The sequence below is a fragment of the Bacillus sp. PS95 genome (assembly GCF_037963565.1).
GTDB lineage: Bacteria > Bacillota > Bacilli > Bacillales > Bacillaceae > Bacillus > Bacillus subtilis.
Genome location: NZ_CP150160.1, coordinates 1,511,438 through 1,537,711 on the forward strand (window position 1 = coordinate 1,511,438; position 26,274 = coordinate 1,537,711).

The 26,274-nt window shown below is 41.9% G+C and carries 28 protein-coding genes; 17 read left to right on the top strand and 11 right to left on the bottom strand.

Features of this window, described 5'->3' with window-relative positions; genetic code table 11:
• Positions 1-110 precede the first annotated feature (110 nt).
• Entirely contained in the window at positions 111-692 is a 582-nt protein-coding gene (lepB, locus tag NSQ12_RS08075; protein ID WP_003232348.1) for a signal peptidase I, read from the top strand.
• Between the two features lie 33 nt (positions 693-725).
• Here the strand turns inward: lepB and NSQ12_RS08080 are convergent, their stop codons facing one another.
• The gene (locus tag NSQ12_RS08080) at positions 726-995 is read right to left on the bottom strand and encodes a hypothetical protein (RefSeq protein WP_003232345.1); all 270 of its coding nucleotides are present in this window, start codon (positions 993-995) and stop codon (positions 726-728) included.
• A gap of 180 nt (positions 996-1,175) precedes the next feature.
• On the opposite strand from NSQ12_RS08080, the gene NSQ12_RS08085 reads away from it, so the two are divergent.
• Positions 1,176-2,798 carry an ATP-binding cassette domain-containing protein gene (locus NSQ12_RS08085; RefSeq protein WP_003232344.1) on the top strand — a complete coding sequence of 541 codons (1,623 nt, stop codon included), beginning with the start codon at positions 1,176-1,178 and terminating at the stop codon, positions 2,796-2,798.
• 56 nt (positions 2,799-2,854) lie between these two features.
• Complete coding sequence (locus NSQ12_RS08090) at positions 2,855-3,766, top strand: ketopantoate reductase family protein (protein ID WP_038427635.1); 912 nt, start codon at positions 2,855-2,857, stop codon at positions 3,764-3,766.
• Between the two features lie 33 nt (positions 3,767-3,799).
• On the opposite strand, the gene NSQ12_RS08095 is transcribed toward NSQ12_RS08090, so the two are convergent.
• From NSQ12_RS08095 to mreBH, 3 genes are all read right to left on the bottom strand, one after another.
• Positions 3,800-5,032, bottom strand: coding sequence for an aminopeptidase (locus tag NSQ12_RS08095; RefSeq protein ID WP_003232341.1), 1,233 nt, complete (start codon positions 5,030-5,032; stop codon positions 3,800-3,802).
• 108 nt (positions 5,033-5,140) lie between these two features.
• The gene (locus tag NSQ12_RS08100; RefSeq protein WP_003238865.1) at positions 5,141-5,275 is read right to left on the bottom strand and encodes a protein YkpC; all 135 of its coding nucleotides are present in this window, start codon (positions 5,273-5,275) and stop codon (positions 5,141-5,143) included.
• A gap of 100 nt (positions 5,276-5,375) precedes the next feature.
• On the bottom strand, positions 5,376-6,383 hold the full coding sequence (mreBH, locus tag NSQ12_RS08105) for a cell shape-determining protein MreBH (protein ID WP_339176442.1): 1,008 nt from the start codon (positions 6,381-6,383) through the stop codon (positions 5,376-5,378).
• Positions 6,384-6,666: 283 nt separating this feature from the next.
• Between mreBH and abhA the strand changes: the two genes are divergently transcribed.
• The 5 genes from abhA to ade all read left to right on the top strand — a co-directional run bounded on the left by abhA (position 6,667) and on the right by ade (position 11,884).
• Positions 6,667-6,945 (top strand): transcriptional regulator AbhA, encoded by a 279-nt coding sequence (abhA, locus tag NSQ12_RS08110; protein ID WP_003244728.1) that lies wholly within the window; start codon positions 6,667-6,669, stop codon positions 6,943-6,945.
• Positions 6,946-7,134: 189 nt separating this feature from the next.
• Positions 7,135-8,421, top strand: coding sequence for a two-component sensor histidine kinase KinC (gene kinC / locus NSQ12_RS08115; RefSeq protein WP_003232333.1), 1,287 nt, complete (start codon positions 7,135-7,137; stop codon positions 8,419-8,421).
• Positions 8,422-8,436: 15 nt separating this feature from the next.
• On the top strand, positions 8,437-9,264 hold the full coding sequence (locus NSQ12_RS08120; RefSeq protein WP_128740304.1) for a gamma-glutamylcyclotransferase: 828 nt from the start codon (positions 8,437-8,439) through the stop codon (positions 9,262-9,264).
• 62 nt (positions 9,265-9,326) lie between these two features.
• Positions 9,327-9,992, top strand: coding sequence for a Ktr system potassium transporter KtrC (gene ktrC, locus NSQ12_RS08125; protein WP_003222311.1), 666 nt, complete (start codon positions 9,327-9,329; stop codon positions 9,990-9,992).
• Between the two features lie 155 nt (positions 9,993-10,147).
• Positions 10,148-11,884, top strand: coding sequence for an adenine deaminase (ade, locus tag NSQ12_RS08130; RefSeq protein ID WP_029317747.1), 1,737 nt, complete (start codon positions 10,148-10,150; stop codon positions 11,882-11,884).
• A gap of 33 nt (positions 11,885-11,917) precedes the next feature.
• Here ade and rnjA read toward each other — a convergent pair whose 3' ends face one another.
• Both rnjA and rnpZA read right to left on the bottom strand, forming a co-directional pair.
• Positions 11,918-13,585 (bottom strand): ribonuclease J1, encoded by a 1,668-nt coding sequence (gene rnjA, locus NSQ12_RS08135; protein WP_003245660.1) that lies wholly within the window; start codon positions 13,583-13,585, stop codon positions 11,918-11,920.
• Between the two features lie 5 nt (positions 13,586-13,590).
• Positions 13,591-13,800: an RNA polymerase subunit omega 1 gene (rnpZA, locus tag NSQ12_RS08140; RefSeq protein WP_003222303.1), complete on the bottom strand. Its 210-nt coding sequence runs from the start codon at positions 13,798-13,800 to the stop codon at positions 13,591-13,593.
• 385 nt (positions 13,801-14,185) lie between these two features.
• On the opposite strand from rnpZA, the gene NSQ12_RS08145 reads away from it, so the two are divergent.
• On the top strand, positions 14,186-14,959 hold the full coding sequence (locus NSQ12_RS08145; RefSeq protein ID WP_015252170.1) for a Cof-type HAD-IIB family hydrolase: 774 nt from the start codon (positions 14,186-14,188) through the stop codon (positions 14,957-14,959).
• 36 nt (positions 14,960-14,995) lie between these two features.
• Here the strand turns inward: NSQ12_RS08145 and def are convergent, their stop codons facing one another.
• Both def and NSQ12_RS08155 read right to left on the bottom strand, forming a co-directional pair.
• Positions 14,996-15,550 (bottom strand): peptide deformylase, encoded by a 555-nt coding sequence (gene def, locus NSQ12_RS08150; RefSeq protein ID WP_003245474.1) that lies wholly within the window; start codon positions 15,548-15,550, stop codon positions 14,996-14,998.
• A gap of 109 nt (positions 15,551-15,659) precedes the next feature.
• Complete coding sequence (locus NSQ12_RS08155; RefSeq protein ID WP_003232317.1) at positions 15,660-15,818, bottom strand: YjcZ family sporulation protein; 159 nt, start codon at positions 15,816-15,818, stop codon at positions 15,660-15,662.
• A 213-nt stretch (positions 15,819-16,031) separates the two neighbouring features.
• Between NSQ12_RS08155 and NSQ12_RS08160 the strand changes: the two genes are divergently transcribed.
• The 5 genes from NSQ12_RS08160 (at position 16,032) to lpdA (ending at position 22,083) form a co-directional block, all read left to right on the top strand.
• Positions 16,032-16,703: a YkyA family protein gene (locus NSQ12_RS08160; RefSeq protein WP_029317748.1), complete on the top strand. Its 672-nt coding sequence runs from the start codon at positions 16,032-16,034 to the stop codon at positions 16,701-16,703.
• 423 nt (positions 16,704-17,126) lie between these two features.
• Positions 17,127-18,242 (top strand): pyruvate dehydrogenase (acetyl-transferring) E1 component subunit alpha, encoded by a 1,116-nt coding sequence (gene pdhA / locus NSQ12_RS08165; protein ID WP_003222294.1) that lies wholly within the window; start codon positions 17,127-17,129, stop codon positions 18,240-18,242.
• A 3-nt stretch (positions 18,243-18,245) separates the two neighbouring features.
• Complete coding sequence (pdhB, locus tag NSQ12_RS08170) at positions 18,246-19,223, top strand: pyruvate dehydrogenase complex E1 component subunit beta (RefSeq protein WP_014113660.1); 978 nt, start codon at positions 18,246-18,248, stop codon at positions 19,221-19,223.
• Positions 19,224-19,337: 114 nt separating this feature from the next.
• Entirely contained in the window at positions 19,338-20,666 is a 1,329-nt protein-coding gene (gene pdhC / locus NSQ12_RS08175) for a pyruvate dehydrogenase complex dihydrolipoyllysine-residue acetyltransferase (protein ID WP_003232311.1), read from the top strand.
• Positions 20,667-20,670: 4 nt separating this feature from the next.
• Complete coding sequence (gene lpdA / locus NSQ12_RS08180; protein ID WP_003232309.1) at positions 20,671-22,083, top strand: dihydrolipoyl dehydrogenase; 1,413 nt, start codon at positions 20,671-20,673, stop codon at positions 22,081-22,083.
• Positions 22,084-22,127: 44 nt separating this feature from the next.
• Here lpdA and slp read toward each other — a convergent pair whose 3' ends face one another.
• Complete coding sequence (slp, locus tag NSQ12_RS08185; RefSeq protein ID WP_003245672.1) at positions 22,128-22,502, bottom strand: peptidoglycan-associated lipoprotein Slp; 375 nt, start codon at positions 22,500-22,502, stop codon at positions 22,128-22,130.
• A 418-nt stretch (positions 22,503-22,920) separates the two neighbouring features.
• Between slp and NSQ12_RS08190 the strand changes: the two genes are divergently transcribed.
• Entirely contained in the window at positions 22,921-23,040 is a 120-nt protein-coding gene (locus NSQ12_RS08190; RefSeq protein ID WP_003232305.1) for a GapA-binding peptide SR1P, read from the top strand.
• An 82-nt stretch (positions 23,041-23,122) separates the two neighbouring features.
• On the opposite strand, the gene speA is transcribed toward NSQ12_RS08190, so the two are convergent.
• Positions 23,123-24,595 carry an arginine decarboxylase gene (gene speA, locus NSQ12_RS08195; RefSeq protein WP_003244780.1) on the bottom strand — a complete coding sequence of 491 codons (1,473 nt, stop codon included), beginning with the start codon at positions 24,593-24,595 and terminating at the stop codon, positions 23,123-23,125.
• Positions 24,596-24,779: 184 nt separating this feature from the next.
• Here speA and NSQ12_RS08200 point away from each other — a divergent pair, with 184 nt between their 5' ends.
• Positions 24,780-25,046 (top strand): UPF0223 family protein, encoded by a 267-nt coding sequence (locus tag NSQ12_RS08200; protein ID WP_339176446.1) that lies wholly within the window; start codon positions 24,780-24,782, stop codon positions 25,044-25,046.
• A 32-nt stretch (positions 25,047-25,078) separates the two neighbouring features.
• On the opposite strand, the gene NSQ12_RS08205 is transcribed toward NSQ12_RS08200, so the two are convergent.
• Positions 25,079-25,717, bottom strand: coding sequence for a YktB family protein (locus tag NSQ12_RS08205; RefSeq protein WP_339176448.1), 639 nt, complete (start codon positions 25,715-25,717; stop codon positions 25,079-25,081).
• Positions 25,718-25,956: 239 nt separating this feature from the next.
• Here NSQ12_RS08205 and NSQ12_RS08210 point away from each other — a divergent pair, with 239 nt between their 5' ends.
• Positions 25,957-26,145: a hypothetical protein gene (locus NSQ12_RS08210; RefSeq protein ID WP_009967148.1), complete on the top strand. Its 189-nt coding sequence runs from the start codon at positions 25,957-25,959 to the stop codon at positions 26,143-26,145.
• Positions 26,146-26,274 lie beyond the last annotated feature (129 nt).

Consider the following 26,274-nt stretch of genomic DNA (forward strand, 5'->3'; position numbering starts at 1 on the left):
TTCTTATCCGGCCGGCAGGGAGCGCGGTTAAGTTATGTATTTTATTCTTTTTTATGATAAAGTAAAAGAAGAGAAACAACTGACATAGCAATTGTCTAGGAGGAAACACTTTGACCGAGGAAAAAAATACGAATACTGAGAAAACGGCGAAGAAAAAAACCAATACGTACCTGGAATGGGGTAAAGCGATTGTCATCGCTGTTCTGCTGGCTCTCCTGATCCGTCACTTTTTGTTTGAACCGTATTTAGTTGAAGGTTCATCTATGTATCCCACATTACATGACGGAGAAAGGCTGTTTGTGAATAAAACAGTCAACTATATCGGCGAGCTGAAGCGCGGAGATATCGTTATTATCAACGGTGAAACTTCTAAAATCCATTATGTAAAAAGATTGATCGGAAAGCCTGGAGAAACCGTTCAAATGAAGGATGACACGCTTTATATAAACGGTAAAAAAGTAGCCGAGCCTTACTTGTCTAAAAACAAGAAGGAAGCAGAAAAACTTGGTGTCAGTCTGACAGGAGACTTTGGACCGGTTAAGGTTCCGAAAGGCAAATACTTTGTCATGGGAGATAACCGGTTGAATTCTATGGACAGCCGAAACGGGCTGGGACTGATCGCGGAAGATCGAATTGTCGGCACATCGAAGTTTGTCTTTTTCCCGTTTAACGAAATGCGTCAAACAAAATAAAAACGCCTTGCTGGCCTAGGACAGCAGGCGTTTTTATTTTGAAAAAGAAGCGACCAATGCAATGCATAAAACCGTGATGAACACTGAACCGATAATAGCTAGCACACTGAAGAAAAGGTGAACCTGTTTGTTCTCTTTTCCGCGCTTTTCTAAAAGCCGTTTAGAAAAAATGTGCGAAAATATGTAAATAAGGGCTATGCCTATATATAAGCCGATATCTTTGGCGGTAAAGCCTGTTACGGCAAGGTAAAAGCCCGTAAAAAAGATCAGTAAGCAATATTCAGTAAGTGTTAAAAGCCTCAACGTGTTCCTCCATGAGAGTGTGTAATTTTCCGAGCGGATGCATTCTCTCTCTTTAATTGTAACACAGCTGGCTGGTTTGGGTGTATAAGTGTTTTCTCTCTGTTTTATCAGGGAATCATTTCTCTTGCCCTGCTTTCATGGTATACTTTTATTGATGATAGACATGATGGAGGATAATAAATGATTGCTGTAAATAATGTAAGCTTGCGGTTTGCGGATCGCAAGTTATTTGAAGATGTTAATATTAAATTTACCCCAGGCAACTGCTATGGGTTAATTGGTGCAAACGGTGCCGGTAAATCAACGTTTCTAAAGGTGCTGTCAGGCGAAATCGAGCCTCAGACAGGCGACGTGCATATGAGTCCTGGTGAGCGTCTTGCCGTCTTGAAGCAGAACCATTTTGAGTACGAAGAGTATGAAGTGCTGAAAGTGGTCATTATGGGCCACAAACGCCTGTATGAAGTCATGCAGGAGAAAGACGCTATTTACATGAAGCCTGATTTCTCAGATGAGGATGGGATTCGTGCTGCTGAGCTAGAAGGTGAATTCGCGGAACTGAACGGTTGGGAAGCGGAAAGTGAAGCTGCGATCCTGTTAAAAGGCCTTGGTATCTCAGAAGATCTGCACACAAAAAAGATGGCAGACCTCGGCGGTTCGGAGAAGGTAAAAGTTCTCTTGGCACAGGCATTATTCGGCAAGCCGGATGTTCTGCTGCTCGATGAGCCGACGAACCACTTGGACCTTCAGGCAATCCAGTGGCTTGAAGAGTTTCTGATTAACTTTGAAAACACAGTTATTGTCGTATCCCATGACCGTCACTTCTTAAATAAAGTATGTACGCACATTGCCGACCTTGATTTTAACAAAATTCAAATCTATGTAGGAAACTATGATTTCTGGTACGAGTCAAGCCAGCTGGCGTTAAAGCTTTCTCAAGAAGCGAACAAGAAAAAAGAAGAGCAGATTAAACAGCTTCAAGAGTTTGTCGCTAGATTCAGCGCCAATGCGTCTAAATCTAAGCAGGCTACATCAAGAAAGAAACTTCTCGAAAAAATCACGCTGGATGATATTAAACCGTCTTCCCGCCGCTATCCTTATGTTAACTTCACGCCGGAACGGGAAATCGGAAATGATGTTCTTCGCGTGGAAGGCTTAACAAAAACAATCGATGGCGTAAAAGTGCTTGACAATGTCAGCTTTATTATGAATCGAGAAGATAAAATTGCTTTCACTGGCCGAAACGAACTTGCTGTTACTACGCTGTTTAAAATCATTTCCGGGGAAATGGAAGCTGACAGCGGAACGTTTAAATGGGGTGTTACCACATCTCAAGCGTATTTTCCAAAAGACAACAGCGAATATTTCGAAGGCAGTGATCTGAACCTTGTAGACTGGCTTCGCCAATATTCTCCGCACGACCAAAGTGAGAGCTTTTTACGCGGTTTCTTAGGACGCATGCTGTTCTCTGGAGAAGAAGTCCACAAAAAAGCAAATGTACTTTCCGGGGGAGAAAAGGTCCGCTGTATGCTGTCGAAAGCGATGCTTTCTGGCGCCAATATTTTAATTTTGGATGAGCCGACTAACCATTTAGACCTGGAGTCCATTACAGCGCTCAATAACGGCTTAATCAGCTTTAAAGGCGCTATGCTGTTTACTTCCCATGACCATCAGTTTGTGCAGACCATTGCCAACAGAATTATAGAAATTACACCTAACGGCATCGTCGATAAGCAAATGAGCTATGACGAGTTCCTTGAAAATGCTGATGTGCAGAAAAAATTGACTGAACTATACGCGGAATAAAAAAGCAGAGATTTCTCTGCTTTTTTTGATACCTAAATATGAAAGGAGATCACAACATGAAATTTTTGGTTGTCGGAGCAGGTGGAGTAGGTGGGTATATTGGCGGACGGCTTTCGGAGAAAGGAAATGATGTGACATTTCTCGTGCGCCAAAAACGAGCTGAGCAGCTTAAAAAAACCGGGCTTGTCATCCATAGTGAAAAAGGGAATGTATCATTTCAGCCCGAACTAATCAGTGCCGGAGAAACAGGGCAATTTGATGTCGTTATCATTGCTTCTAAAGCATACTCGCTTGGTCAAGTGATAGAGGATGTCAAACCATTTATCCATCAGGAATCTGTCATTATCCCTTTTTTAAATGGGTACCGCCACTATGAGCAGCTATTTGCGGCATTTTCAAAAGAACAGGTGCTGGGCGGCCTGTGTTTTATAGAAAGTGCTTTAGACAACAAAGGAGAAATTCATCATACGAGCGCATCGCATCGTTTTGTATTTGGAGAATGGAACGGCGAGCGTACGGAGCGGATAAGAGCGCTTGAAGAGGCATTTTCAGGTGTGAAGGCTGAAGTCATCATTAGCGGGCATATCGAGAAGGACATTTGGAAAAAGTATCTCTTTATTGCAGCGCAAGCGGGGATCACAACGTTATTTCAACGACCGCTTGGCCCAATCCTCGCCACAGAAGCCGGACGTCACACGGCCCAAACTCTTATTGGGGAAATTTGCGCTGTTTTACGAAAAGAAGGTGTTCCGGCTGATCCGGATCTTGAGGAAGAGAGCTTTCGTACGATGACCAGCATGTCTTACCATATGAAGTCCTCCATGCTTCGGGATATGGAAAACGGCCAAACGACTGAAGGAGACCACCTGCATGGATTTTTGCTTGAAAAAGCAAAACGTTTATCTCTCGCTGCACCAGTATTAGAAACCGTTTATGCGAATCTGCAAATGTATGAAGCAGAAAAATAAAAAAAGGAGGCGAAAAAGCCTCCTTTTATTTACTTAAAAAGCCCAATTTCCGTTTCTGAAGATAGGCTCTCTTTTCCCGTCTGCCGTAATTCCGTCAATATTCATATCCTTAGAACCGATCATAAAGTCCACGTGTGTAATGCTTTCATTTAGGCCTTCTTTGACAAGCTCTTCACGAGACATCTGCTTTCCGCCTTCAATATTAAAGGCATAGGCGCTTCCGATCGCCAAATGATTTGACGCGTTTTCATCAAACAGCGTGTTATAGAAAAGAATGTTTGATTGTGATATAGGTGAATCGTAAGGAACAAGTGCCACTTCACCTAAATAGTGAGAACCTTCATCTGTTTCCACCAGTTCTTTTAAAATATCCTCACCTTTTTCAGCTTTAATGTCGACTATACGGCCATTTTCAAACGTCAGGGTGAAATTTTCAATAATATTTCCGCCGTAGCTTAATGGTTTTGTGCTTGATACCACTCCGTCAACCCCGTCTTTTTGCGGCAGCGTGAACACTTCTTCTGTCGGCATATTGGCCATAAACTCATGGCCGCTTTCATTCACGCTTCCCGCACCTGCCCAAACATGCTTCCTAGGCAGCTTAATTGTTAAATCAGTTCCTTCAGCTTGATAATGTAAGGCAGCGTAATGTCTCTCGTTCAAATGGTCAACTTTTTCATGAAGATTCTGGTCATGATTGATCCACGCCTGAACCGGGTTGTCTTCATTTACGCGCGTCGCTTTAAAAATTTCTTCCCACAGAAGGTGGATCGCTTCCTCCTCTGATTTGCCAGGAAACACCTTGTGAGCCCAGCCTGCTGATGCCGCACCTACGACAGTCCAGCTGACTTTGTCTGATTGAATATATTGTCTGTATGTATGTAATGCTTTGCCTGCTGCTTTTTGGAATGCCGCAATCCGTTTGGAATCTATACCTTTTAGCAAGTCTGGGTTTGACGACACAACAGAAATGAAAGCAGCTCCATTTTTGGCAAGCTCTTCTCTGCCTTTTGCTTCCCATTCAGGATATTCTTCAAATGCTTCAAACGGCGCAAGTTCGTATTTTAATTTGGCGACTTCGTCATCCTGCCAATTCACGGTGACGTTTTTTGCGCCCTTTTCATATGCGTGTTTTACAATTAAACGGACAAAATCCCGAACGTCTGTTGAAGCATTTACGACTACATACTGGCCTTTTTGGACATTAACGCCGACTTCTACCGCCAGCTGTGCATATGTATTTAATTTCTGTGAAAATGAATCCATGAATCATTCCTCCAAGCTTTTTTCTCATCATATCAAATATGATCCTATAAAGGAAAGAAGGAGCCCAAAGTGAAAAACCCAAAACGACACGTCTTGGGTTTTTCAATATTATGGATGATTCAGTTTTACAGTGCCGCCTGCAGGCGAATGAGGCATATTTGCCAAAGAAATGCTCATGCCTCCAAGAATAATTCCGCTTAAAATGGCTGCGATCGCTACTCTTCTTCCTAAATCTCTTAGCATCTGTTTCCTCCTTAACGTTTCTCCATTTCCCACAATATGAAGGAAGTGAGGAAAAAAGAAGCAAGAAATTTGCCGCGTGTGAGAATTTTGCGGGTAAAGACTATTTAATTGCCTTTTGCAGCTTATCAATCACTTCTAAAGAACGGCCTGTGCCGATTGCTACAGATTCAAGCGGGTTTTGCGCCACGTGTACAGGCACGACAATCTCTTCTGTGAGCCATTCTTTAATTCCATTAAGGAGCGCGCCGCCGCCTGTTAAAATAACGCCGCGATCAACAATATCTCCGCTCAATTCAGGCGGACAGTCCTCAAGTGTCGCTCTGATGGCTTCAAGAATATGCAGGAGGGATTCACGCATTGCATCTTGAATTTCGTTGGATTGAAGCATAATGGTTTTTGGAAGACCTGTCACGAGGTCGCGTCCCCGAATTTCCATTGCCTCTGGTATATGTTCAATCAGAGCATGGCCAATTTCCATTTTTACCTGCTCAGCTGTGCGTTCGCCGATCAGCAAATTGTATCTTTTACGGACGAAAGAAACGATATCCTCATCAAGCTGGTCTCCGCCGATCCTGATAGAATGGCAGGAAACAACGCCACCGAAGGAAATAATAGCGACCTCTGTCGTCCCTCCGCCGATATCTACTACCACATTGGCAACCGGCTCATCAACCGGTAAATCCGCTCCGATGGCGGCTGCAACTGGCTCTTCGATTAAATGAACGTTTTTCGCGCCGCAATTTTTCACCGCATCACTGATGGCGCGGCGTTCTACTGCTGTTGAGCCTGATGGTGTGCAAACGACTACGTTCGGTTTTCTGAACGACATGCCGATGCTTTTTGCTGCTTTTTTCATAATGTGCTTTAGCAGGTCAGTTGTCATATCATAGTCTGCGATCACGCCATCTTTCATCGGTCTGACAGCGACAATTTTTCCCGGTGTTTTACCGATCATGTTTTTCGCGTCAGCTCCGATTGCAAGCACTGCTTTTGTCGTCGTATCCACTGCGACAACAGATGGTTCATTTAGGATAATCCCTTTATTTTTGCTGTAAACAAGTATATTAGCTGTTCCTAAGTCAATCCCGATTTCAGTTGATTGAAACATGTTTTCACCCAATCTCTATCCTAATTTAATATGATTCTACATTTAAAGTTTCTCAGAAATACTGCGATTTTTGGGGGTGTGCGTCGGTAAAGAAATGTTTTTGTAAAAAATCAAGGAACTGTGTAACAGAAGTAATACATTTTTCGGTTTTATGGAAAAAATATCTTGTAATTCTTATAGAAAGCGGGAAACTTTTTCAAAGTTTCATTCGTCTACGATATATTGAGGTACATCCTTAAAACATTACATGAGAAAAGAAACATTTAAAGGAAGAAGGGTTTTTATGAAATCAATAGGTGTTGTGAGAAAAGTAGATGAATTAGGCCGCATTGTCATGCCGATTGAGTTGAGACGGGCATTGGATATTGCCATAAAAGACAGCATTGAGTTTTTTGTTGACGGAGATAAAATTATCTTGAAAAAGTACAAACCTCATGGCGTTTGTTTAATGACTGGAGAAATCACTTCAGAAAATAAAGAATACGGCAACGGTAAAATTACGCTAAGCCCTGAGGGTGCACAGCTGCTCCTCGAAGAAATTCAAGCCGCTTTAAAAGAATAAAATTATGCTAAAAAAGGCGGAGTGATATCATCTCCGCCTTTTTTGCGTGCCAATTTTTGATTACCGCCGCCTAAGATAAGACATCAAGATATTTGGTAATGAATGATTTGGGATACTTTACATATTTTACTCAATTATTTGTCGAAGAATGGTACAATAAGTAGAGAAACACAAGCGGCAGGTGGTCATATGAGAAAATATCAAGCTCGTATCATTTCCATCATTTTGGCAATGATTTTTATAATGTTTTGGGATTATTTATTTTATTTTATAGGCAAAAACCCGATTAATTGGCCTGTTGATATTGTGTATACTGCAGTCACGCTGGTAAGTGTCTGGATGTTGGCTTATTATATTGATGAGAAACAGCAGCTGGTTAAGAAAATGAAGGATAACGAATGGAAGTATAAACAGCTTTCTGAAGAAAAAAACCGCATCATGGATAATTTGCAGGAAATCGTATTTCAAACAAATGCAAAAGGCGAAATTACATATTTAAACCAAGCGTGGGCATCTATAACCGGGTTTTCAATCAGTGAATGTATGGGAACAATGTATAACGATTACTTCATAAAAGAAAAGCACGTAGCCGACCACATTAACACCCAAATCCAAAACAAAGCGTCTTCTGGCATGTTTACGGCAAAATACGTGACAAAGAACGGCACGATTTTTTGGGGAGAAGTTCATTATAAACTTTACTATGACCGGGATGACCAATTTACAGGCAGCCTGGGTACAATGTCAGATATCACTGAGCGGAAAGAGGCTGAAGATGAGCTCATTGAGATTAATGAACGGCTGGCGAGGGAATCCCAGAAACTATCAATCACAAGTGAACTTGCCGCAGGTATTGCTCATGAGGTCAGAAACCCTTTAACATCTGTCAGCGGTTTCCTCCAGATTATGAAAACACAATATCCGGACAGAAAAGACTATTTTGACATCATCTTTTCAGAGATTAAAAGAATCGATTTAGTGCTCAGCGAGCTGCTGCTGCTTGCAAAACCGCAGGCAATCACATTTAAAACACACCAGCTTAATGAGATCTTGAAACAAGTCACGACATTGCTTGATACCAATGCAATTCTGTCCAATATCGTCATAGAGAAAAATTTCAAAGAGACAGATGGCTGTATGATTAATGGAGACGAAAATCAGCTGAAGCAGGTCTTTATCAACATCATTAAAAACGGAATTGAGGCAATGCCAAAGGGCGGTGTCGTAACCATTTCAACTGCTAAAACCGCCTCTCATGCAGTGATAAGCGTAAAGGATGAAGGAAACGGCATGCCGCAGGAAAAGCTGAAGCAGATTGGCAAACCTTTTTATTCAACAAAAGAAAAGGGCACTGGACTGGGACTTCCCATTTGTTTGAGAATCCTGAAGGAACATGACGGGGAATTGAAAATCGAAAGTGAAGCTGGAAAAGGCAGCGTCTTTCAAGTGGTTTTGCCTTTAAAATCAGACAGCTGAGAGGAGAAAAATACAGTGAACTCGCTTCTGTTTGTATATGGGACATTAAGAAAGCATGAAAAAACCCATCATTTGCTGGCACAATCGGCATGTATCAATGAGCAGGCGAGAACAAAGGGAAGTTTGTTTGCTGCAAAAGAGGGGCCCACAGCTGTTTTTAATGGCGAAGGCTATATATACGGCGAAGTATATGAAGCAGATGAATTGTGTATACATAAGCTCGATCAATTTTTTCAAGGATATCATAAACAAACGGTGTTTGTAGAAACGGATGTCGGGATTAAAAATGCGCTTATTTATTTTATGAACAAAGAAGGGTGTGCCGGTTTTACGAAAATAAGCAGCGGCGACTGGAAAGAACATCAGATGATCAGCAAATCGAAAAATCCCATTTATTATTTTGCCTATGGATCATGCATGGATAATGCCCGCTTTCAAAAAGCGGGAGTCGATCACTATTTTCAAGATCCAGTAGGAAGAGCTGTTTTAAAAGGATACACAACCCGCTTCACGCTAAAAAGGGATGACGGTTCAAGAGCGGACATGTTGGAAGACGGAGGAACAACAGAAGGCGTTTTATACCGTATTCCTTATTCTGCTCTCTCCTATCTATTTAAAAGGGAGGGCGTCGAATCTCTTACGTATCGGCCGGCATTTGTAGACGTTGAAGCTGGCGGGAGGCACTACAAAGACTGCTTAACCTTTCTCGTCCTCCAAAAAGAAGCGGAAATTGCCCCGCCTCAGCACTATCAGATTGAAATCGAACGCGGAGCGGAGCTGTATTTGTCGCCTGAGTTTACTGAAAAGCTCAAGCGGCATATGAATTCGCTGCCAAAAGGATAACACTGTAACAAAAGAATATGATAAAATTTGATCAATATCATGTCATATAAAGGAGCACCACGATGAAAAAAGAATTTGCGGTAATTGGGCTGGGCCGTTTTGGTGGCAGTATTTGCAAAGCATTAAGCGAAGAAGGCGTCGAGGTTATGGCAATGGATATCGATGAAGATAAAGTCAACGAGTATGCCAAGATTGCATCTCACGCAGTTATCGGTGATTCGACAGACGAATCTGTCCTGAAAAATTTAGGCCTGCGAAATTTTGACCATGTTATTGTAGCAATCGGGGAAAATATTCAAGCGAGTATTTTAACGACACTCATTCTGAAAGAACTTGGCGTCCATACGATTACAGTTAAAGCGCAGAACGATTATCACGAAAAAGTGCTGTCTAAAATTGGCGCGGATCACATCGTCCACCCAGAACGCGATATGGCAAAACGAATTGCGCATAATATCGTGTCCAACAATGTACTTGACTATTTGGAGCTGTCTGAAGAGCATAGTCTTGTTGAAATCGTAGCTAACAGCCGCCTGGCTGGAAATACGCTTCTCGATTTAGATATTCGCGCAAAATACGGTATTAATATCGTAGCCATAAAAAGGGGCAAGGAAGTTATCGTATCACCGCTTGCAACCGAAGTCATCCACCAAGAAGATATACTCATTGTTATTGGATCAGTTACAGACATCTCCCGTTTTGAAAAAAGAGTTCTTCATACTAAATAGCAGCCAAATAAGCCGTCCTTTAAGGGCGGTTTTTCATATTATCAGAATATAACAACTTTAATGAACTGAGCGTCAATTTCTTAAAATTTCATTGACTAAGCACAGGCGTTCCGATAGCATATTGTACCATATAATAAAAAAGAGGAGGGGCCTATTTGAATAAAGAAGCGCTAGTCAATAGGCTGAATGCTTCAGCCAAAAGACAAAAAGCTGATATCGTCATTAAAAACGGAAAAATCATGGACGTATATAATCAAGAATGGATATATGAAGATATTGCGATTACAGATGGAGTTATTGTAGGCCTCGGTGAGTATGAAGGTGAAAATACCATTGATGCAGAGGGACAAATGATTGTTCCGGGTTTTATTGATGGACATGTACATATTGAGTCGTCAATGGTTACACCGATTGAGTTCGCTAAAGCAGTGTTGCCTCATGGCGTGACGACGGTCGTTACAGATCCGCATGAGATCGCGAATGTGTCTGGTGAAAAAGGGATTGTGTTTATGCTTGAACAAGCTCGGCATACACCGCTGAATATCCATTTTATGCTTCCTTCCAGTGTGCCTGCCGCAAGTTTTGAGCGATCAGGCGCAATTCTCAAAGCTGCCGATCTCAAGCCTTTTTATGAAGAAGAAGAAGAAGTATTAGGGCTGGCTGAAGTTATGGATTATGTGTCGGTTCAGCAGGCTGAAGAAGACATGGTTCAGAAACTGCTCGATGCCCGTGTGGCAGGAAAACGGATAGACGGTCATTTAGCTGGTTTATCAACAGACCTCATTAACATTTACAGAACCGCCTTTGTCTTAAACGACCATGAAGTAACATCGAAGGAAGAAGCCCTTGATCGTATCAGAAGAGGCATGTATGTCATGATGCGTGAAGGATCAGTCGCCAAAAACACGCTCAATGTGCTGCCGGCGGTAAATGAAAAGAACGCACGCCGGTTCTTTTTCTGTACGGATGATAAGCATGTGGATGATTTATTGTCAGAGGGAAGTGTAAACCATCAGGTGAAAATGGCGATTCAAGCCGGACTTGATCCGTTTTTAGCCTATCAATTAGGAAGCCTCAATGCGGCCGAGTGCTACGGATTAGATACAAAGGGAGCGATTGCCCCGGGTTTTGACGCTGATTTGCTCTTTGTATCTGATCTGGAAAATGTCACTGTCACAATGACGATGGTAAAAGGGCAGACTGTTGCTGAAGACAGCAAAGTGGTCTATCAGGATCATGCTTCAACTGCAGCACCAGATCAGGCCCTGCTTGATTCTGTTAAGCTTGCTGCTCCTCTTAACAAACAGGATTTTCATATGCCAATCGATTCAGAGCAGCAGATCAATGTCATTCAAATCATACCAAATCAGCTTGAAACAAGATTAGTACAAGTTCCGGCTCCTGATGCCCGCGAATTTGAGCCTGACACTGAGTTTGATTTGTTAAAGATTGCAGTTGTCGAGCGGCATAAAGGATTGAAAGAAACCGGACTTGGTGTTGTGAAAGGTTTTGGATTCAAGAGCGGAGCGATTGCCACAACCATTTCACACGACTCCCATAATATTATTGCTGTCGGAACGAATGATGAGGATATCGCGGCGGCAGTTAATAAGCTGCAGGAAATTGGCGGAGGATTAACGATTATAAAAAATGGGGAAGAGCTCCATTCAGTACCGTTGCCGATTGCAGGGTTATTATCCGACCAATCTGCAGAGCAAGTGAATCAAAGCTTGCAGACGCTTCATGATAAATTGCCGTTAATCGGTTTCACAGGCGGATTTAATCCATTTTTGACATTGTCGTTTTTAGCTTTGCCTGTCATTCCTGATATTAAAATGACGACTACGGGATTATTCGATGTAAAATCATTTCAACACATATCACTGCAATAAAAAGAGGCACTCCCTTAGGGAGTGCCTCTTTTTTTAAACCTCCATAATGATCGGCAGGATCATTGGACGGCGCTTTGTTTTTTCGTACAAGAAAGGCGCAAGAGTGTCTGTAATCTCGTTTTTGATTTCAGACCATTGAGTCGTTTTTCGTTCCATTACTTTTTGTAAGTGATTTGAAATGAGCTCTTGAGCGTCGTTGATCAAGTCGCCAGATTCTCTCATGTACACAAATCCTCTGGAAATCAAATCTGGACCCGCTGAAATCTTGAAGTCGTCCATGTCAATGCTGACAACAACGATGACAAGTCCTTCTTCAGAGAGAATTCTGCGATCACGAAGTACGATATTGCCAATATCACCGATACCGCTTCCGTCAATGTACACTGAACCGGACGGGATTTTTCCTGCAACTGAAGCCTCATCGCCTTTAAGTGCTAATACTTCACCATTATCCATGATAAAGCAGTTTTCCTCTGGGATGCCACAATCTGTTGCAAGCTTGACATGCATCTTTTGCATTCTGTACTCACCGTGAATCGGCATGAAGAATTTAGGCTTGATTAAACGAAGCATCAGCTTCTGTTCTTCTTGTCCGCCGTGACCGGATGTATGGATATCGTTAAGAGGGCCGTGAATAACCTCAGCACCCGCACGATACAGCTGGTTGATTGTTCGACTCACGCTGATTGTGTTGCCTGGGATAGGGGATGAAGAAAATACGACCGTATCCCCAGGATTGATTGAAATTTGGCGGTGTGTGCCGTTTGCAATTCTTGATAACGCCGCCATTGGTTCCCCTTGGCTTCCTGTACATAAAATTGTTACTTTATTAGCAGGCATACGATTGATTTCGTTATGCTCAATAAACGTATTTTTAGGACAGTTAATATAACCGAGTGTCTGTCCAATTTCGATAGCCGATTCCATACTGCGTCCAAATACGGCAACTTTTCTTCCATTTTGTACAGCAGCTTCAATTACCTGCTGCAAGCGGTGAATATTCGACGCAAATGTAGCGAAGATAATTCGGCCGTCCACCTTGCGGAAAATGTCATGAATGCTTTCTCCTACACGGCGTTCAGACATGGTAAACTCCGGATTTTCACTGTTTGTGCTGTCTGAAAGAAGGCACAAAACGCCTTCCTTACCGATTTCGGCCATTTTCGTTAAGTTTGCCGGCTCGCCGACTGGAGTAAAGTCGAATTTGAAATCCCCAGTATGTACGATGTTTCCGGGCGGCGTTTTTACAACAATGCCGTAGGAATCCGGAATACTGTGTGTTGTTCTGAAGAATGACACAGCCGTTTTGCGGAACTTTACAATATCATCCTCGCCGATAATGTTCAGTTTCGTCTGTCTCAATAATCCATGCTCTTCAAGTTTATTCCGAAGTAAGCCGATCGCGAGTTTTCCGCCGTATACAGGAATATTCACTTGTCTGAGCAGGTATGGAATACCGCCGATGTGGTCTTCGTGCCCGTGGGTGATAAAAAGCCCTTTAATTTTATCTTCGTTTTTGACTAAATACGTATAATCAGGGATGACGTAGTCAATTCCGAGCAGTTCGTCCTCGGGAAACTTGATCCCCGCATCAATCAGCACAATTTCATCCTGGAATTGCACCGCGTACGTATTTTTACCGATTTCGCCCAAACCTCCGAGGGCGAAAACAGCAGTCTGATCATTTTTTACAAATTTCATACCGCTCATAACTCCAATACTTTAAAATTTTCGCTCTGTTGTTCATATTCTAAGAATGCACCATCAACAGGTGTAATAAACTCAATATTAAATTTCTTTTCTTTCAGCTTTGTTCTGACGTCACGCTCAGATACGCCTTCAATATAAAGTGAATCTGTCTTTTCCCGAACAGGTACTTCGTCAGCCTTCTCTTGATAAAATACCTTATAAATCATTCCAAATCTCTCCTTAAATGCCGTATGTTAGACTCGCTCATTCTATTATATTCGAAAACGGAATATAAGGAAAGCCTTGAGCAAAATAAGGATCTCTCAAAAAGTGAAAGATCCCTTGTCAGGCAATTGCTTTCTTACGGAGCATTCCGTTCCATTGTCTTCTGAGTTTCTTTCTTAATTTACGCAGCATTAGCCAGTCCCTCCTTTAATGAAAAATTTGTCCCAGAGTTCTTTTATACAAATAGTATACGGAGATTGAGGAAGACTTTTCGTGGTTATTAATGGAATTTAATATGATTTTTGAACGAAATTGTTTGCTGAATGACAATCTTTTTGTATGATGAGGGTGGGAATTGCAGACCAAGACGATAAAGGGGAAGTTGCGATGGATTCAAAATTAATCTTTTTTGATATTGACGGCACAATATATGATCATGATAAGAATATACCGGAAAGTACGAGAAAAACCGTGGCGGAGCTGCAGCGCCAAGGGCATCATGTGTTTATTGCCAGCGGCCGATCTCCATTTTTGGTTAAGCCGATTTTGGAGGAGCTGGGCATCCACTCATTTATTTCCTACAATGGACAGTTTGTTGTCTTTGAAAATCAAGTGATTTATAAAAATCCGCTGCCTGAAGATGCAATCAGGCGATTATTAAAGCAGGCGGATGAAGGCAAGCATCCTGTTGTGTTTATGGCTGAGGACACGATGAAAGCGACTGTTGCGGATCACCCTCATGTTCTTGAGGGAATCGGCAGCCTTAAAACCGATTACCCAGAGACTGATGACCTTTTTTATGAAGGAAAAGAAATTTTTCAGCTTCTTTTATTTTGTCAGGATGAAGAAGAAAAAGCTTATGCCGCTTTTCCTGAGTTTGATCTAGTTCGCTGGCATGAGCTATCGACTGATGTTCTGCCGCACGGAGGTTCGAAGGCAGAAGGAATCAAAAAAGTGATTGAGCGTCTTCCGTTTGATATCGGCGATACATATGCTTTCGGCGACGGATTAAATGATCTGCAAATGATTGAATATGTTGGGACAGGCGTTGCTATGGGAAATGCTGTTCCCGAACTGAAAGAAATCGCGGACTTTGTAACAAAACCGGTGGACGAGGATGGAATTGCATACGCTGTCAAAGAATTGGGCCTTTTAAAATAAAGAAACGGCTGGCATTGTGCCAGCCGTTTTTTCTATTTAGCGCTCAATTGCGATTGCATTTTCAGGTTCTTTGAAAGGATTTTCCTTGTCAATATGATCATAGAACATAACGCCGTTCAAATGATCGATCTCATGCTGAAACACAATAGCCGGAAATCCTTTTAAACGAATATCAATATTTTCGCCTTCTAGTGTTGTTCCTTTTACTCTGATGCGAGCATAGCGGGGAACATAACCGGGAATCGCTTCATCTACAGAGAGGCAGCCCTCGCCGCTTGTTAAGTAGCTTTTTTCAACTGAATGGCTGACGATCTTAGGATTAAATAGAGCATAGCTGTATAATTTACCGGAAGCATCTTCCGCATGAACAGCGATCATTCGTTTTTTGATATTAATTTGAGGAGCTGCGAGTCCTACGCCAGGGCGCAGCTTGTATTTTTCGGCTAATTCCGGATTTTGGCTGTTTTTAACAAATTCGATCATGTCGGCCAGCTGCTGTTTTTCTGCATCAGTTGGAGGCAACTCAACAGGTTCGGCAGTCTCTCTGAGGGCTGGATGGCCGTCACGTACGATGTTTTCCATAGTAATCAAGAAACTTCACTCCTAAAGCTTAATATGTAAATTATATCGGATTTCTTCACAAAGGTGCAACGAAACGAATGACCAGCCGTATATGGCTGGTCAATTTCATGCTGTGTGGTTAGCAACAGCCTCCGCCTAAATAAGCAGCTCCGACAATGATTAACAGAATGAATAAAACAACGATTAGCGCAAAGGTGCGGCCGTAGCCATATCCGCAGCCACCATATCCGTAACCACCATAACTGCAGCAGCCTCCGCCGTAACCATATCCATACATATTACATAACCTCCTCTTTTAATTACGCCAGAGCCTTTATAAGTAGGCATAGCGTCTAATATAACCTATGTAAAAACAAAAAAATTGTATGGTCATCTGTCCTGATTTTTCACTTTTTTGATTTAATTTCAGTATTGCATTAATACAGCACGACTATTGCCAAATGTCCCCATGGATTCTATAGTAGAAATTGTCAAGATTGGGGGATTTAACGTGAAAGACGCAATAAAACGGCGGCCTGGAATGAAGATCGGAGCTTTTTGTGCCATGGCACTGATATTAACAGGATGCATGGGACAGGACCCGGTTGATTCACTTCATCATTCATTAGAAAAAGCCGCGGAATCGGAAAAGCCGTTTCAAGAAGAACAAAACACACTCAAAGAATTAGAGGCCAAAGAAAATCAGCTTTACGATAGTGTTATGAAGCTCAATATGGATGATTATAAAAAAATTGTTGCTTTATCTAATAAGGCGCTTGAAAATGTCAGCAAGCGCGAAGAACACCTAAAGCTTGAAAATGACAGCATGAAAAAATCGGAAACAGAATTTGAGGAAGCAAAAACGTCAGCGGAACATATTAAGGAAAAAGACATAAAAGAAAAGGCCGATGCCGCAGCAAACCATATGGAGAAAAGATATACATCATATGGCACTATGTATAAAGAGTATAAAAAAGCGCTTGAGCTTAATAAAAAACTGTATATGCAGCTGAAAGACAAAGATTTGACAAGAGATGATCTGGATCAGCAGATCGATAAAGTCAATGCTTCTTATGAAAAGATCCTTAAATATAGCGGAGAATTTAATGAACAAACCGAAAAATATAATAAAGCCCGGGAAGATTTATATGATGCTGCAGGCTATCGTGTGAAAAAGAGCTGACTCGATCAGCTCTTTTTTTGAATGAAATGCGATTCGGATTTCGTTCAAAATTTTCATTTCTATTGTAGTACAGCATAGTAAGGTATACTAGTACAGTTTTGGGTGCGGTTGGCATCTGTTTTTTTGATGAAAATGTAAAGCGAATACATTTATTGAAAATCAGCGATGAAAACGATTGACGGTTCTTCTTTATTTGGTGTAAACTAATCCATGTTAAGCGGTGTTGTATTAGTTTTTTACAACTTCGAAATAATACAGTTCAAAGCAGAGTGTAACTATCCTACATAAAAGGTTTTGGCAAACTGGGGATCGGCTAAAATATAATACGACTTACTGCTGATACTTTAGGGTACCCTAAGTTTGTATGTATAAAAGGAATGCACGTCTAATGACTGTTTAAAAGAAAGGAAGAGGTGACTTAGTATGGCTGCAAAAACGAAAAAAGCTATCGTTGACAGTAAGAAGCAATTTGATGCCATTAAAAAGCAGTTCGAAACGTTCCAAATTTTAAATGAAAAGGGAGAAGTCGTGAATGAAGCGGCGATGCCTGATTTAACTGATGATCAATTAAAAGAGCTAATGCGCCGCATGGTATTTACGCGTGTGCTTGACCAACGCTCTATCTCATTAAACCGTCAAGGACGTCTCGGATTTTACGCTCCTACTGCGGGTCAAGAAGCTTCTCAGATTGCAACGCATTTCGCGCTTGAAAAAGAAGACTTTGTTCTTCCTGGATACCGTGATGTGCCTCAGTTAATTTGGCACGGCCTTCCATTATATCAAGCGTTTCTTTTCTCTCGCGGACATTTCAGAGGAAACCAAATGCCTGATGATGTGAATGCCCTTTCTCCACAAATCATTATCGGTGCTCAATACATTCAAACTGCCGGTGTTGCGCTAGGTCTTAAAAAACGCGGTAAGAAAGCTGTCGCAATCACTTACACTGGTGACGGCGGAGCTTCTCAAGGGGACTTCTACGAAGGAATTAACTTTGCCGGAGCTTATAAAGCACCTGCAATATTCGTGGTGCAAAACAACCGTTACGCGATTTCAACTCCTGTTGAAAAACAATCTGCAGCTGAAACAATTGCACAAAAAGCTGTAGCTGCCGGTATTGTCGGCGTACAAGTAGACGGAATGGATCCGCTTGCTGTATACGCAGCAACTGCTGAAGCACGCGAGCGCGCAATCAACGGCGAAGGTCCAACACTAATTGAAACACTTACATTCCGTTATGGCCCGCACACAATGGCTGGTGACGATCCTACTAAATATCGTACAAAAGAAATCGAAAATGAGTGGGAACAAAAAGATCCGCTTGTACGTTTCCGTGCGTTCCTTGAAAACAAAGGCTTATGGTCTGAAGAAGAAGAAGCAAAAGTGATTGAGGATGCGAAAGAAGAAATTAAGCAAGCGATCAAAAAAGCTGATGCTGAACCGAAGCAAAAAGTAACTGATTTAATGAAAATCATGTACGAAAAAATGCCTCACAACCTTGAGGAGCAATTTGAAATTTATACACAGAAGGAGTCGAAGTAAGCCATGGCGCAAATGACAATGATTCAAGCAATCACGGATGCGTTACGCACAGAACTGAAAAATGACGAAAATGTCTTAGTTTTCGGAGAAGACGTTGGTGTAAACGGCGGCGTATTCCGTGCGACAGAAGGATTGCAAAAAGAATTCGGTGAAGACCGTGTGTTTGACACGCCACTTGCTGAATCTGGTATCGGCGGTCTTGCCCTTGGTTTAGGCTTAAACGGCTTCCGTCCGGTAATGGAAATCCAATTCTTCGGATTTGTTTATGAAGTAATGGATTCAGTTTCTGGCCAAATGGCTCGTATGCGCTACCGTTCTGGCGGACGCTGGACTTCACCTGTAACAATTCGTTCTCCATTCGGCGGCGGTGTTCATACTCCTGAACTTCACGCTGACAGCTTGGAAGGTCTTGTTGCACAACAGCCTGGTATCAAAGTTGTTATTCCATCAACTCCTTACGATGCCAAAGGACTTTTAATTTCTGCGATCAGAGACAATGATCCTGTTGTCTTCTTAGAGCATATGAAGCTTTACCGTTCTTTCCGTCAGGAAGTTCCTGAAGAAGAATACACAATTGAGCTTGGAAAAGCTGACGTGAAACGTGAAGGTACTGATCTTTCAATCATCACTTACGGCGCAATGGTTCATGAATCATTAAAAGCTGCTGAGGAGCTTGAAAAAGACGGCATTTCTGCTGAAGTTGTCGACCTTCGTACAGTAAGCCCACTTGATATCGATACAATTATCGCTTCTGTAGAAAAAACAGGACGCGCGATTGTTGTTCAAGAGGCACAAAAACAAGCCGGTATTGCTGCAAACGTAGTAGCAGAAATTAATGACCGTGCGATCCTGAGCTTGGAAGCACCTGTACTTCGCGTTGCAGCGCCAGATACAGTATTTCCTTTCTCTCAAGCGGAGAGCGTATGGCTTCCAAACCATAAAGACGTTCTTGAAACAGCAAGAAAAGTGCTTGAATTTTAATCAAACTGCATAATCGAGAGGGAAGATGAACGTTTTCCCTCTATTATATACCTGTTTTCAATGCTTACGATGTAAATTTTAAAATTGCTTAATCAAACTAGGAGGTCGAGAACTGTGGCATTTGAATTTAAACTTCCAGATATCGGGGAAGGTATCCACGAAGGCGAAATCGTAAAATGGTTTGTCAAGCCTAACGACGAGGTAGACGAAGATGATGTACTGGCTGAAGTCCAAAATGATAAAGCAGTAGTAGAAATTCCTTCACCTGTTAAAGGAAAAGTATTAGAATTAAAAGTTGAAGAGGGAACGGTTGCAACTGTTGGACAAACGATTATTACGTTTGATGCACCTGGTTACGAAGATCTTCAATTTAAAGGCAGCGACGAGTCTGACGATGCGAAAACTGAAGCACAAGTTCAGTCAACTGCAGAAGCTGGACAAGACGTTGCGAAAGAAGAGCAAGCTCAAGAGCCTGCAAAAGCTACTGGCGCAGGACAGCAGGATCAAGCTGAAGTTGACCCGAACAAACGCGTGATCGCTATGCCTTCCGTACGTAAATATGCTCGTGAAAAAGGCGTAGACATCCGTAAGGTTACTGGTTCAGGCAACAACGGACGTGTTGTAAAAGAAGATATCGACAGCTTTGTAAACGGAGGAGCGCAAGAAGCTGCACCGCAAGAAACAGCTGCACCACAAGAAACAGCTGCTAAACCGGCTGCTGCACCAGCTCCAGAGGGCGAATTCCCAGAAACACGCGAAAAAATGAGCGGTATCCGTAAAGCAATTGCAAAAGCGATGGTTAACTCTAAACACACTGCTCCTCACGTAACGTTAATGGACGAAGTGGACGTAACAAACCTTGTTGCACATCGTAAACAGTTCAAACAGGTTGCTGCTGATCAAGGAATCAAGCTGACTTACTTGCCTTACGTTGTAAAAGCTCTTACATCTGCACTGAAAAAATTCCCTGTTTTAAACACGTCAATTGACGATAAAACAGATGAAGTCATCCAAAAACATTACTTCAACATCGGTATCGCTGCTGACACTGAAAAAGGCTTGCTTGTACCGGTTGTGAAAAATGCAGATCGTAAATCTGTCTTTGAAATTTCTGATGAGATCAATGGCCTTGCAACAAAAGCTCGTGAAGGCAAGCTTGCTCCAGCTGAAATGAAAGGCGCATCTTGCACAATTACAAACATCGGTTCTGCCGGCGGACAATGGTTCACTCCGGTTATCAACCATCCAGAAGTTGCGATTCTTGGTATCGGACGCATTGCAGAAAAAGCGATTGTTCGTGATGGCGAAATCGTAGCAGCTCCAGTCTTAGCTCTTTCTCTCAGCTTCGACCACCGTATGATCGACGGAGCAACTGCGCAAAATGCATTAAATCACATCAAGCGTTTACTGAACGATCCACAATTAATTTTAATGGAGGCGTAATGTTATGGTAGTAGGAGATTTCCCTATTGAAACAGATACTCTTGTAATTGGTGCGGGACCTGGCGGCTATGTAGCTGCCATCCGCGCTGCACAGCTTGGACAAAAAGTAACAGTCGTTGAAAAAGCAACTCTTGGAGGCGTTTGTCTGAACGTTGGATGTATCCCTTCAAAAGCGCTGATCAATGCAGGTCACCGTTATGAGAATGCAAAACATTCTGATGACATGGGAATCACTGCTGAGAATGTAACAGTTGATTTCACAAAAGTTCAAGAATGGAAAGCTTCTGTTGTCAACAAGCTTACTGGCGGTGTAGCAGGTCTTCTTAAAGGCAACAAAGTAGATGTTGTAAAAGGTGAAGCTTACTTTGTAGACAGCAATTCAGTTCGTGTGATGGATGAGAACTCTGCTCAAACATACACGTTCAAAAACGCAATCATTGCTACTGGATCTCGTCCTATCGAATTGCCAAACTTCAAATATAGTGAGCGTGTCCTGAATTCAACTGGCGCTTTGGCTCTTAAAGAAATTCCTAAAAAGCTCGTTGTTATCGGCGGCGGATACATCGGAACTGAACTTGGAACTGCGTATGCTAACTTCGGTACTGAACTTGTTATTCTTGAAGGCGGAGATGAAATTCTTCCTGGCTTCGAAAAACAAATGAGTTCTCTCGTTACACGCAGACTGAAGAAAAAAGGCAACGTTGAAATCCATACAAACGCGATGGCTAAAGGCGTTGAAGAAAGACCAGACGGCGTAACAGTTACTTTCGAAGTAAAAGGCGAAGAAAAAACTGTTGATGCTGATTACGTATTGATTACAGTAGGACGCCGTCCAAACACTGATGAGCTTGGTCTTGAGCAAGTCGGTATCGAAATGACGGACCGCGGTATCGTGAAAACTGACAAACAGTGCCGCACAAACGTACCTAACATTTATGCAATCGGTGATATCATCGAAGGACCGCCGCTTGCTCATAAAGCATCTTACGAAGGTAAAATCGCAGCAGAAGCTATCGCTGGAGAGCCTGCAGAAATCGATTACCTTGGTATTCCTGCGGTTGTTTTCTCTGAGCCTGAACTTGCATCAGTTGGTTACACTGAAGCACAGGCGAAAGAAGAAGGTCTTGACATTGTTGCTGCTAAATTCCCATTTGCAGCAAACGGCCGCGCGCTTTCTCTTAACGAAACAGACGGCTTCATGAAGCTGATCACTCGTAAAGAGGACGGTCTTGTGATCGGTGCACAAATCGCCGGAGCAAGTGCTTCTGATATGATTTCTGAATTAAGCTTAGCGATTGAAGGCGGCATGACTGCTGAAGATATCGCGATGACAATTCACGCTCACCCAACATTGGGCGAAATCACAATGGAAGCTGCTGAAGTGGCAATCGGAAGTCCGATTCACATCGTAAAATAATTTTCATATCAAAAACAGCCCTCGCTCAAAGCGGGGCTGTTTTTTTATTTTGACAGCACATGCTGTAATGGTTTAATGATGTCTTCTTTCTTTTTCACACATCCCTCGATTTTCACCACGACATGGCGCTGATCAACAACCATAAGGGTAGGGACAGTTTCAATCTCATCTTCCCAGCCTTCTTTTTTATCATAGACCTTCATTTTATCTATTTGCTCGGGATAATCTTTTTCTAAATCAAGCAGTGCATCGTAATAAGGCGCTTCCTGGTCTATTTGGTTCTCATCAGAAAAAAACAGGATTTGTGTATGATGAATGTTGTCAATCCGGCTTTTTTTCATCGGATTGATGGTGGAAAGCGTACAGCCCGATAAAGCAAATACTATTATCAGCATGGGGAATACCGCGCGATATCGCATCTATCTTCTCCTCTGTATAAACAGTAGTTAACTAGCTTTAGTTTATCACGAGAGGCGGCTTAATCTGCTTCTTGTTACCTAATTGTTATATAATTGAAACCGTTTTTAAAGTGAGATTACATATTATATCAATCGTTTAAAATAGCAACCTGGGGTATATTGAATTTTTTGCTGCATTCTTGGATGAAAGTTCAAGAAAACGTGAAATTACATTATGTGCTGTGGCATATATATCGAGTAAAGCTTCTGTATGAAGAAGATATTGTATGAGGGAAAATGGAAAAGCACGGTCTATATGATGATCTAAAATTAAATGTGTTATACAGTTTATTGTTGACATTTTAAATGTGACATATTAATATAATAACAACAAAAGAAATTAAGCGTTTTCAAATTTCAAAGAAATGGGGAATAAGAGATGGGTACGATTGTTTGCCAAGATTGCAACGAAGCCATTCATTACTTTGAAGATGAGAAAGTGACAACATTATACGGAACATGCTGCGGACAATGTCAATGTCCTGTTGATGAAGAGTAAAAAAAGCATGCGGCTTAAAGCCGCATGCTTTTTATTTTTTATTGAATTGCTTTTTATTTTTTATTGAATTGCTTTTTATTTTTTATTGAATTGCTTTTTGTTCTTTGATGACCCGGATCATATGTAAAGTCGAGTCCTCAGGTCCTTGAACAGGGAGGCCTGCGTCAAGGTTTTTAAAAATGTAGCTGATGTTTTCTTCTGTAATAATTTCTCCTGGGATGAAGATTGGAATACCAGGCGGATATACCATGACAAATTCAGCAATAATCCGTCCGGATGCTTCTTTTAATGGGATGACTTCCGTATTTGCATAGAAAGCATCACGCGGAGTCATTGCCAATAAAGGTATTTCTGGAAGCAGAACCTCAGTTTGCTGATGTGTTACATCTTGTTCTGACATTTGCTGTGCGATCTCAGTTAAAGCCTCTACAAGCCGGTCTGCATCATTTTGGCTGTCACCAGGAGTGAAAATACACAAAATATTGTACAGATCAGAAAGCTCCACCTCAATATTAAAGGATTCACGAAGCCATTTTTCCACGTCATGTCCTGTCAGGCCAAGACTTTTCACAGAGATAATCAATTTTGTCGGATCATAGCTGTAAGCTGCTTTCGACCCAAGAATCTCAGAACCGACACAATAAATGCCTTCAATCTGATTGAGGCGATCTCTCGTCTGATTGGCAAGCTTGAGTGTTTCCTCAGCAAGCTGGCGGCCTTCTGTTGCAAGGCGTTTTCTGGCAACATCCAAAGAAGCGAGAAGCAAGTAAGAAGTTGACGTAGTTGTCAGCATGCTCAGGATGGATTGCACTCTGTCTTTAGATACAAGGCCTTCTCTCATGTTTAAAATAGAGCTTTGTGTCAGTGATCCGCCCAGTTTGTGGACACTTGTCGCTGCTATGTCTGCTCCTGCCTGCATAGCCGATAGCGGTAATTCGTCGTGAAAATGAATGTGAACGCCGTGTGCTTCATCCACAAGCACTGGCACATCAAACGAATGAGCGAGTTCTACGATGCTTTTTAAGTCGGCTGCAACACCGAAATATGTCGGGTTGATGACGAGAAGCCCTTTTGCATCCGGATGCTCGGTAAGCGCCCGTTTAGCAGATTCAAGTGTAATTCCGTGGGAGATGCCCAATTCATTGTCAATTTCAGGATGAATAAAAATTGGAACCGCTCCGGAAAATACAATAGCTGTCATAATTGATTTATGAACATTTCTTGGAATAATAATTTTATCACCAGGTCCGCAAACAGCCATTACCATTGTCATAATGGCGCCGCTTGTTCCTTGAACAGAAAAAAATGTATGATCTGCTCCAAATGCTTCAGCAGCCAGATCTTGTGCTTGTTTAATAATGCCTTTTGGCGCGTGCAGATCGTCTAATGGTTCAATATTAATCAAATCTATGCTTAACGCGTTTTCACCGATAAATTGTCTGAATTCTGGGTCCATTCCTGCCCCTTTTTTATGGCCGGGAATGTGGAATTGAACAGGCTGTCTGCTTGCATGCTTTTTCAGTCCTGTGTATAAGGGTGTTTCATGTTGCGACAATTGTTTTCCCACCTTTGTAATCATACCTATGCATAATAGTGTGTATTAAAATCAGTTTCTCAACCGTTTTTTAGACGTAAAACAAATGAATTATATTATGAACTTGAAAGAATGTAAAGAACAATTTATGATCAAATGAAGATGCTTTCTCTTAAGGGAAGTAAATCTACAAGGAGTGAAGAAAATGGAGTATCAATATCCGATGAATGAAGATTGGACAACCGAAGAAGCAGTGGATGTGATTGCATTTTTCCAGCAGGTTGAGCTTGCATATGAAAAAGGGGCGGATCGTGAAGAACTGCTTAAAGCTTACCGCCGTTTCAAGGAAATTGTACCGGGGAAGGCCGAAGAAAAAAAGCTATGCGGCGAGTTTGAGGAACAAAGTACATATTCTCCTTATTGCACGGTCAAACAGGCGAGAGAATCTGATCACGCGAAGATTAAGATGTAAGAAAAAGAGCCGGGGGATATCCCGGCTCTTTTTTATGCTTGTGTTACTTTTTGGGTGAGACGGTACAGAAAAGCAAGCTGTTTAAAGGCATCGTCGATACGCTGAAGGAATTCCTGGTTATTCATATTCAGCACTTCTTCTTTTTGGAGCTGGATGCCGCATAACAGCTCGGCTTTCTTTACAGTCTGCAAACGCTCAAACAGTGTCTTCAGCTGTTCCTTGTCCATTTCAGACTGTTTATGTACTCCCGGTTTTGTGTGATCTGCAGACCAAACGAAGCTGCCAGGGATATTTTTCGTAATGGTTTCTTGGTTCACTTCAAGCAATTTGCCGTATTCTTCTTTGATAGGGGATTCATAAATAATCGCGAACCATACAAAGACGTGGCTTTCCCATAAACCAATTTGGAAATGCGGCAGTTTTTTATAGCCTCTTTTGCTGTTTGCGAACGCCACCCAGCTGTCAGCCGGGGGATTGACGGATCTTCTTGCGTGCTTTGCCACATGCGGAAACATTTCATCTCCGGTTAAAGCTGATAAAGTTGGGGCAAAATGTTCGCCTAGAGCTGTAAGCTTCGGACGGACCGTCTCTTTTAATACTTCCATGCGCGCGTCTAAACCTTCTATTGTAAATGTGTTAAAGTCTTCTTCAGTGAAACGCATTTGTGTCATGATTTTCCTCCTTCATGCTAAGTATACATATTTTATCACAGTTCATACGAGCTTCAAAAAGATTGAGCGCGTTTGAAGTAAGGAGAAATGTGGTAATAAACGAGTAGGTAAACACACAATTTTCAGAATCATGTTGCGCGTAAATAGAACAATCATACGATATAAGAAGTAATCATTGTTGAATGGCAAAATGGGATGCTTTTTTACAAACAAATGATCTCTGGAAGGGGCGAAAGACAATGAGGCAAGTTGTAAAAGAGGGATTTAAGGAAGAGAAAAACAATCGTGTTGCTGTCTGGAGACTAGAGGTTGATTATGAATTGGCAACCCTATATGAAGCAATGCAGAAAGAAAATGAAGAGCAGATTGAACAAAGCAAAAACAAACTTGAGCGACTTAGAAAAGAATGGATTCGTCTTAACGGGTAAAAAAGCGATAGTGAAAACGAACCGCATGAATGGTTCGTTTTTACGTGAGAAGGGATATTTTTCATTTTCCTTGCTTTTTCATTGCCGTTATCAGTATCCTATAAAATAAAAGGTCTACATAGAAGAGAG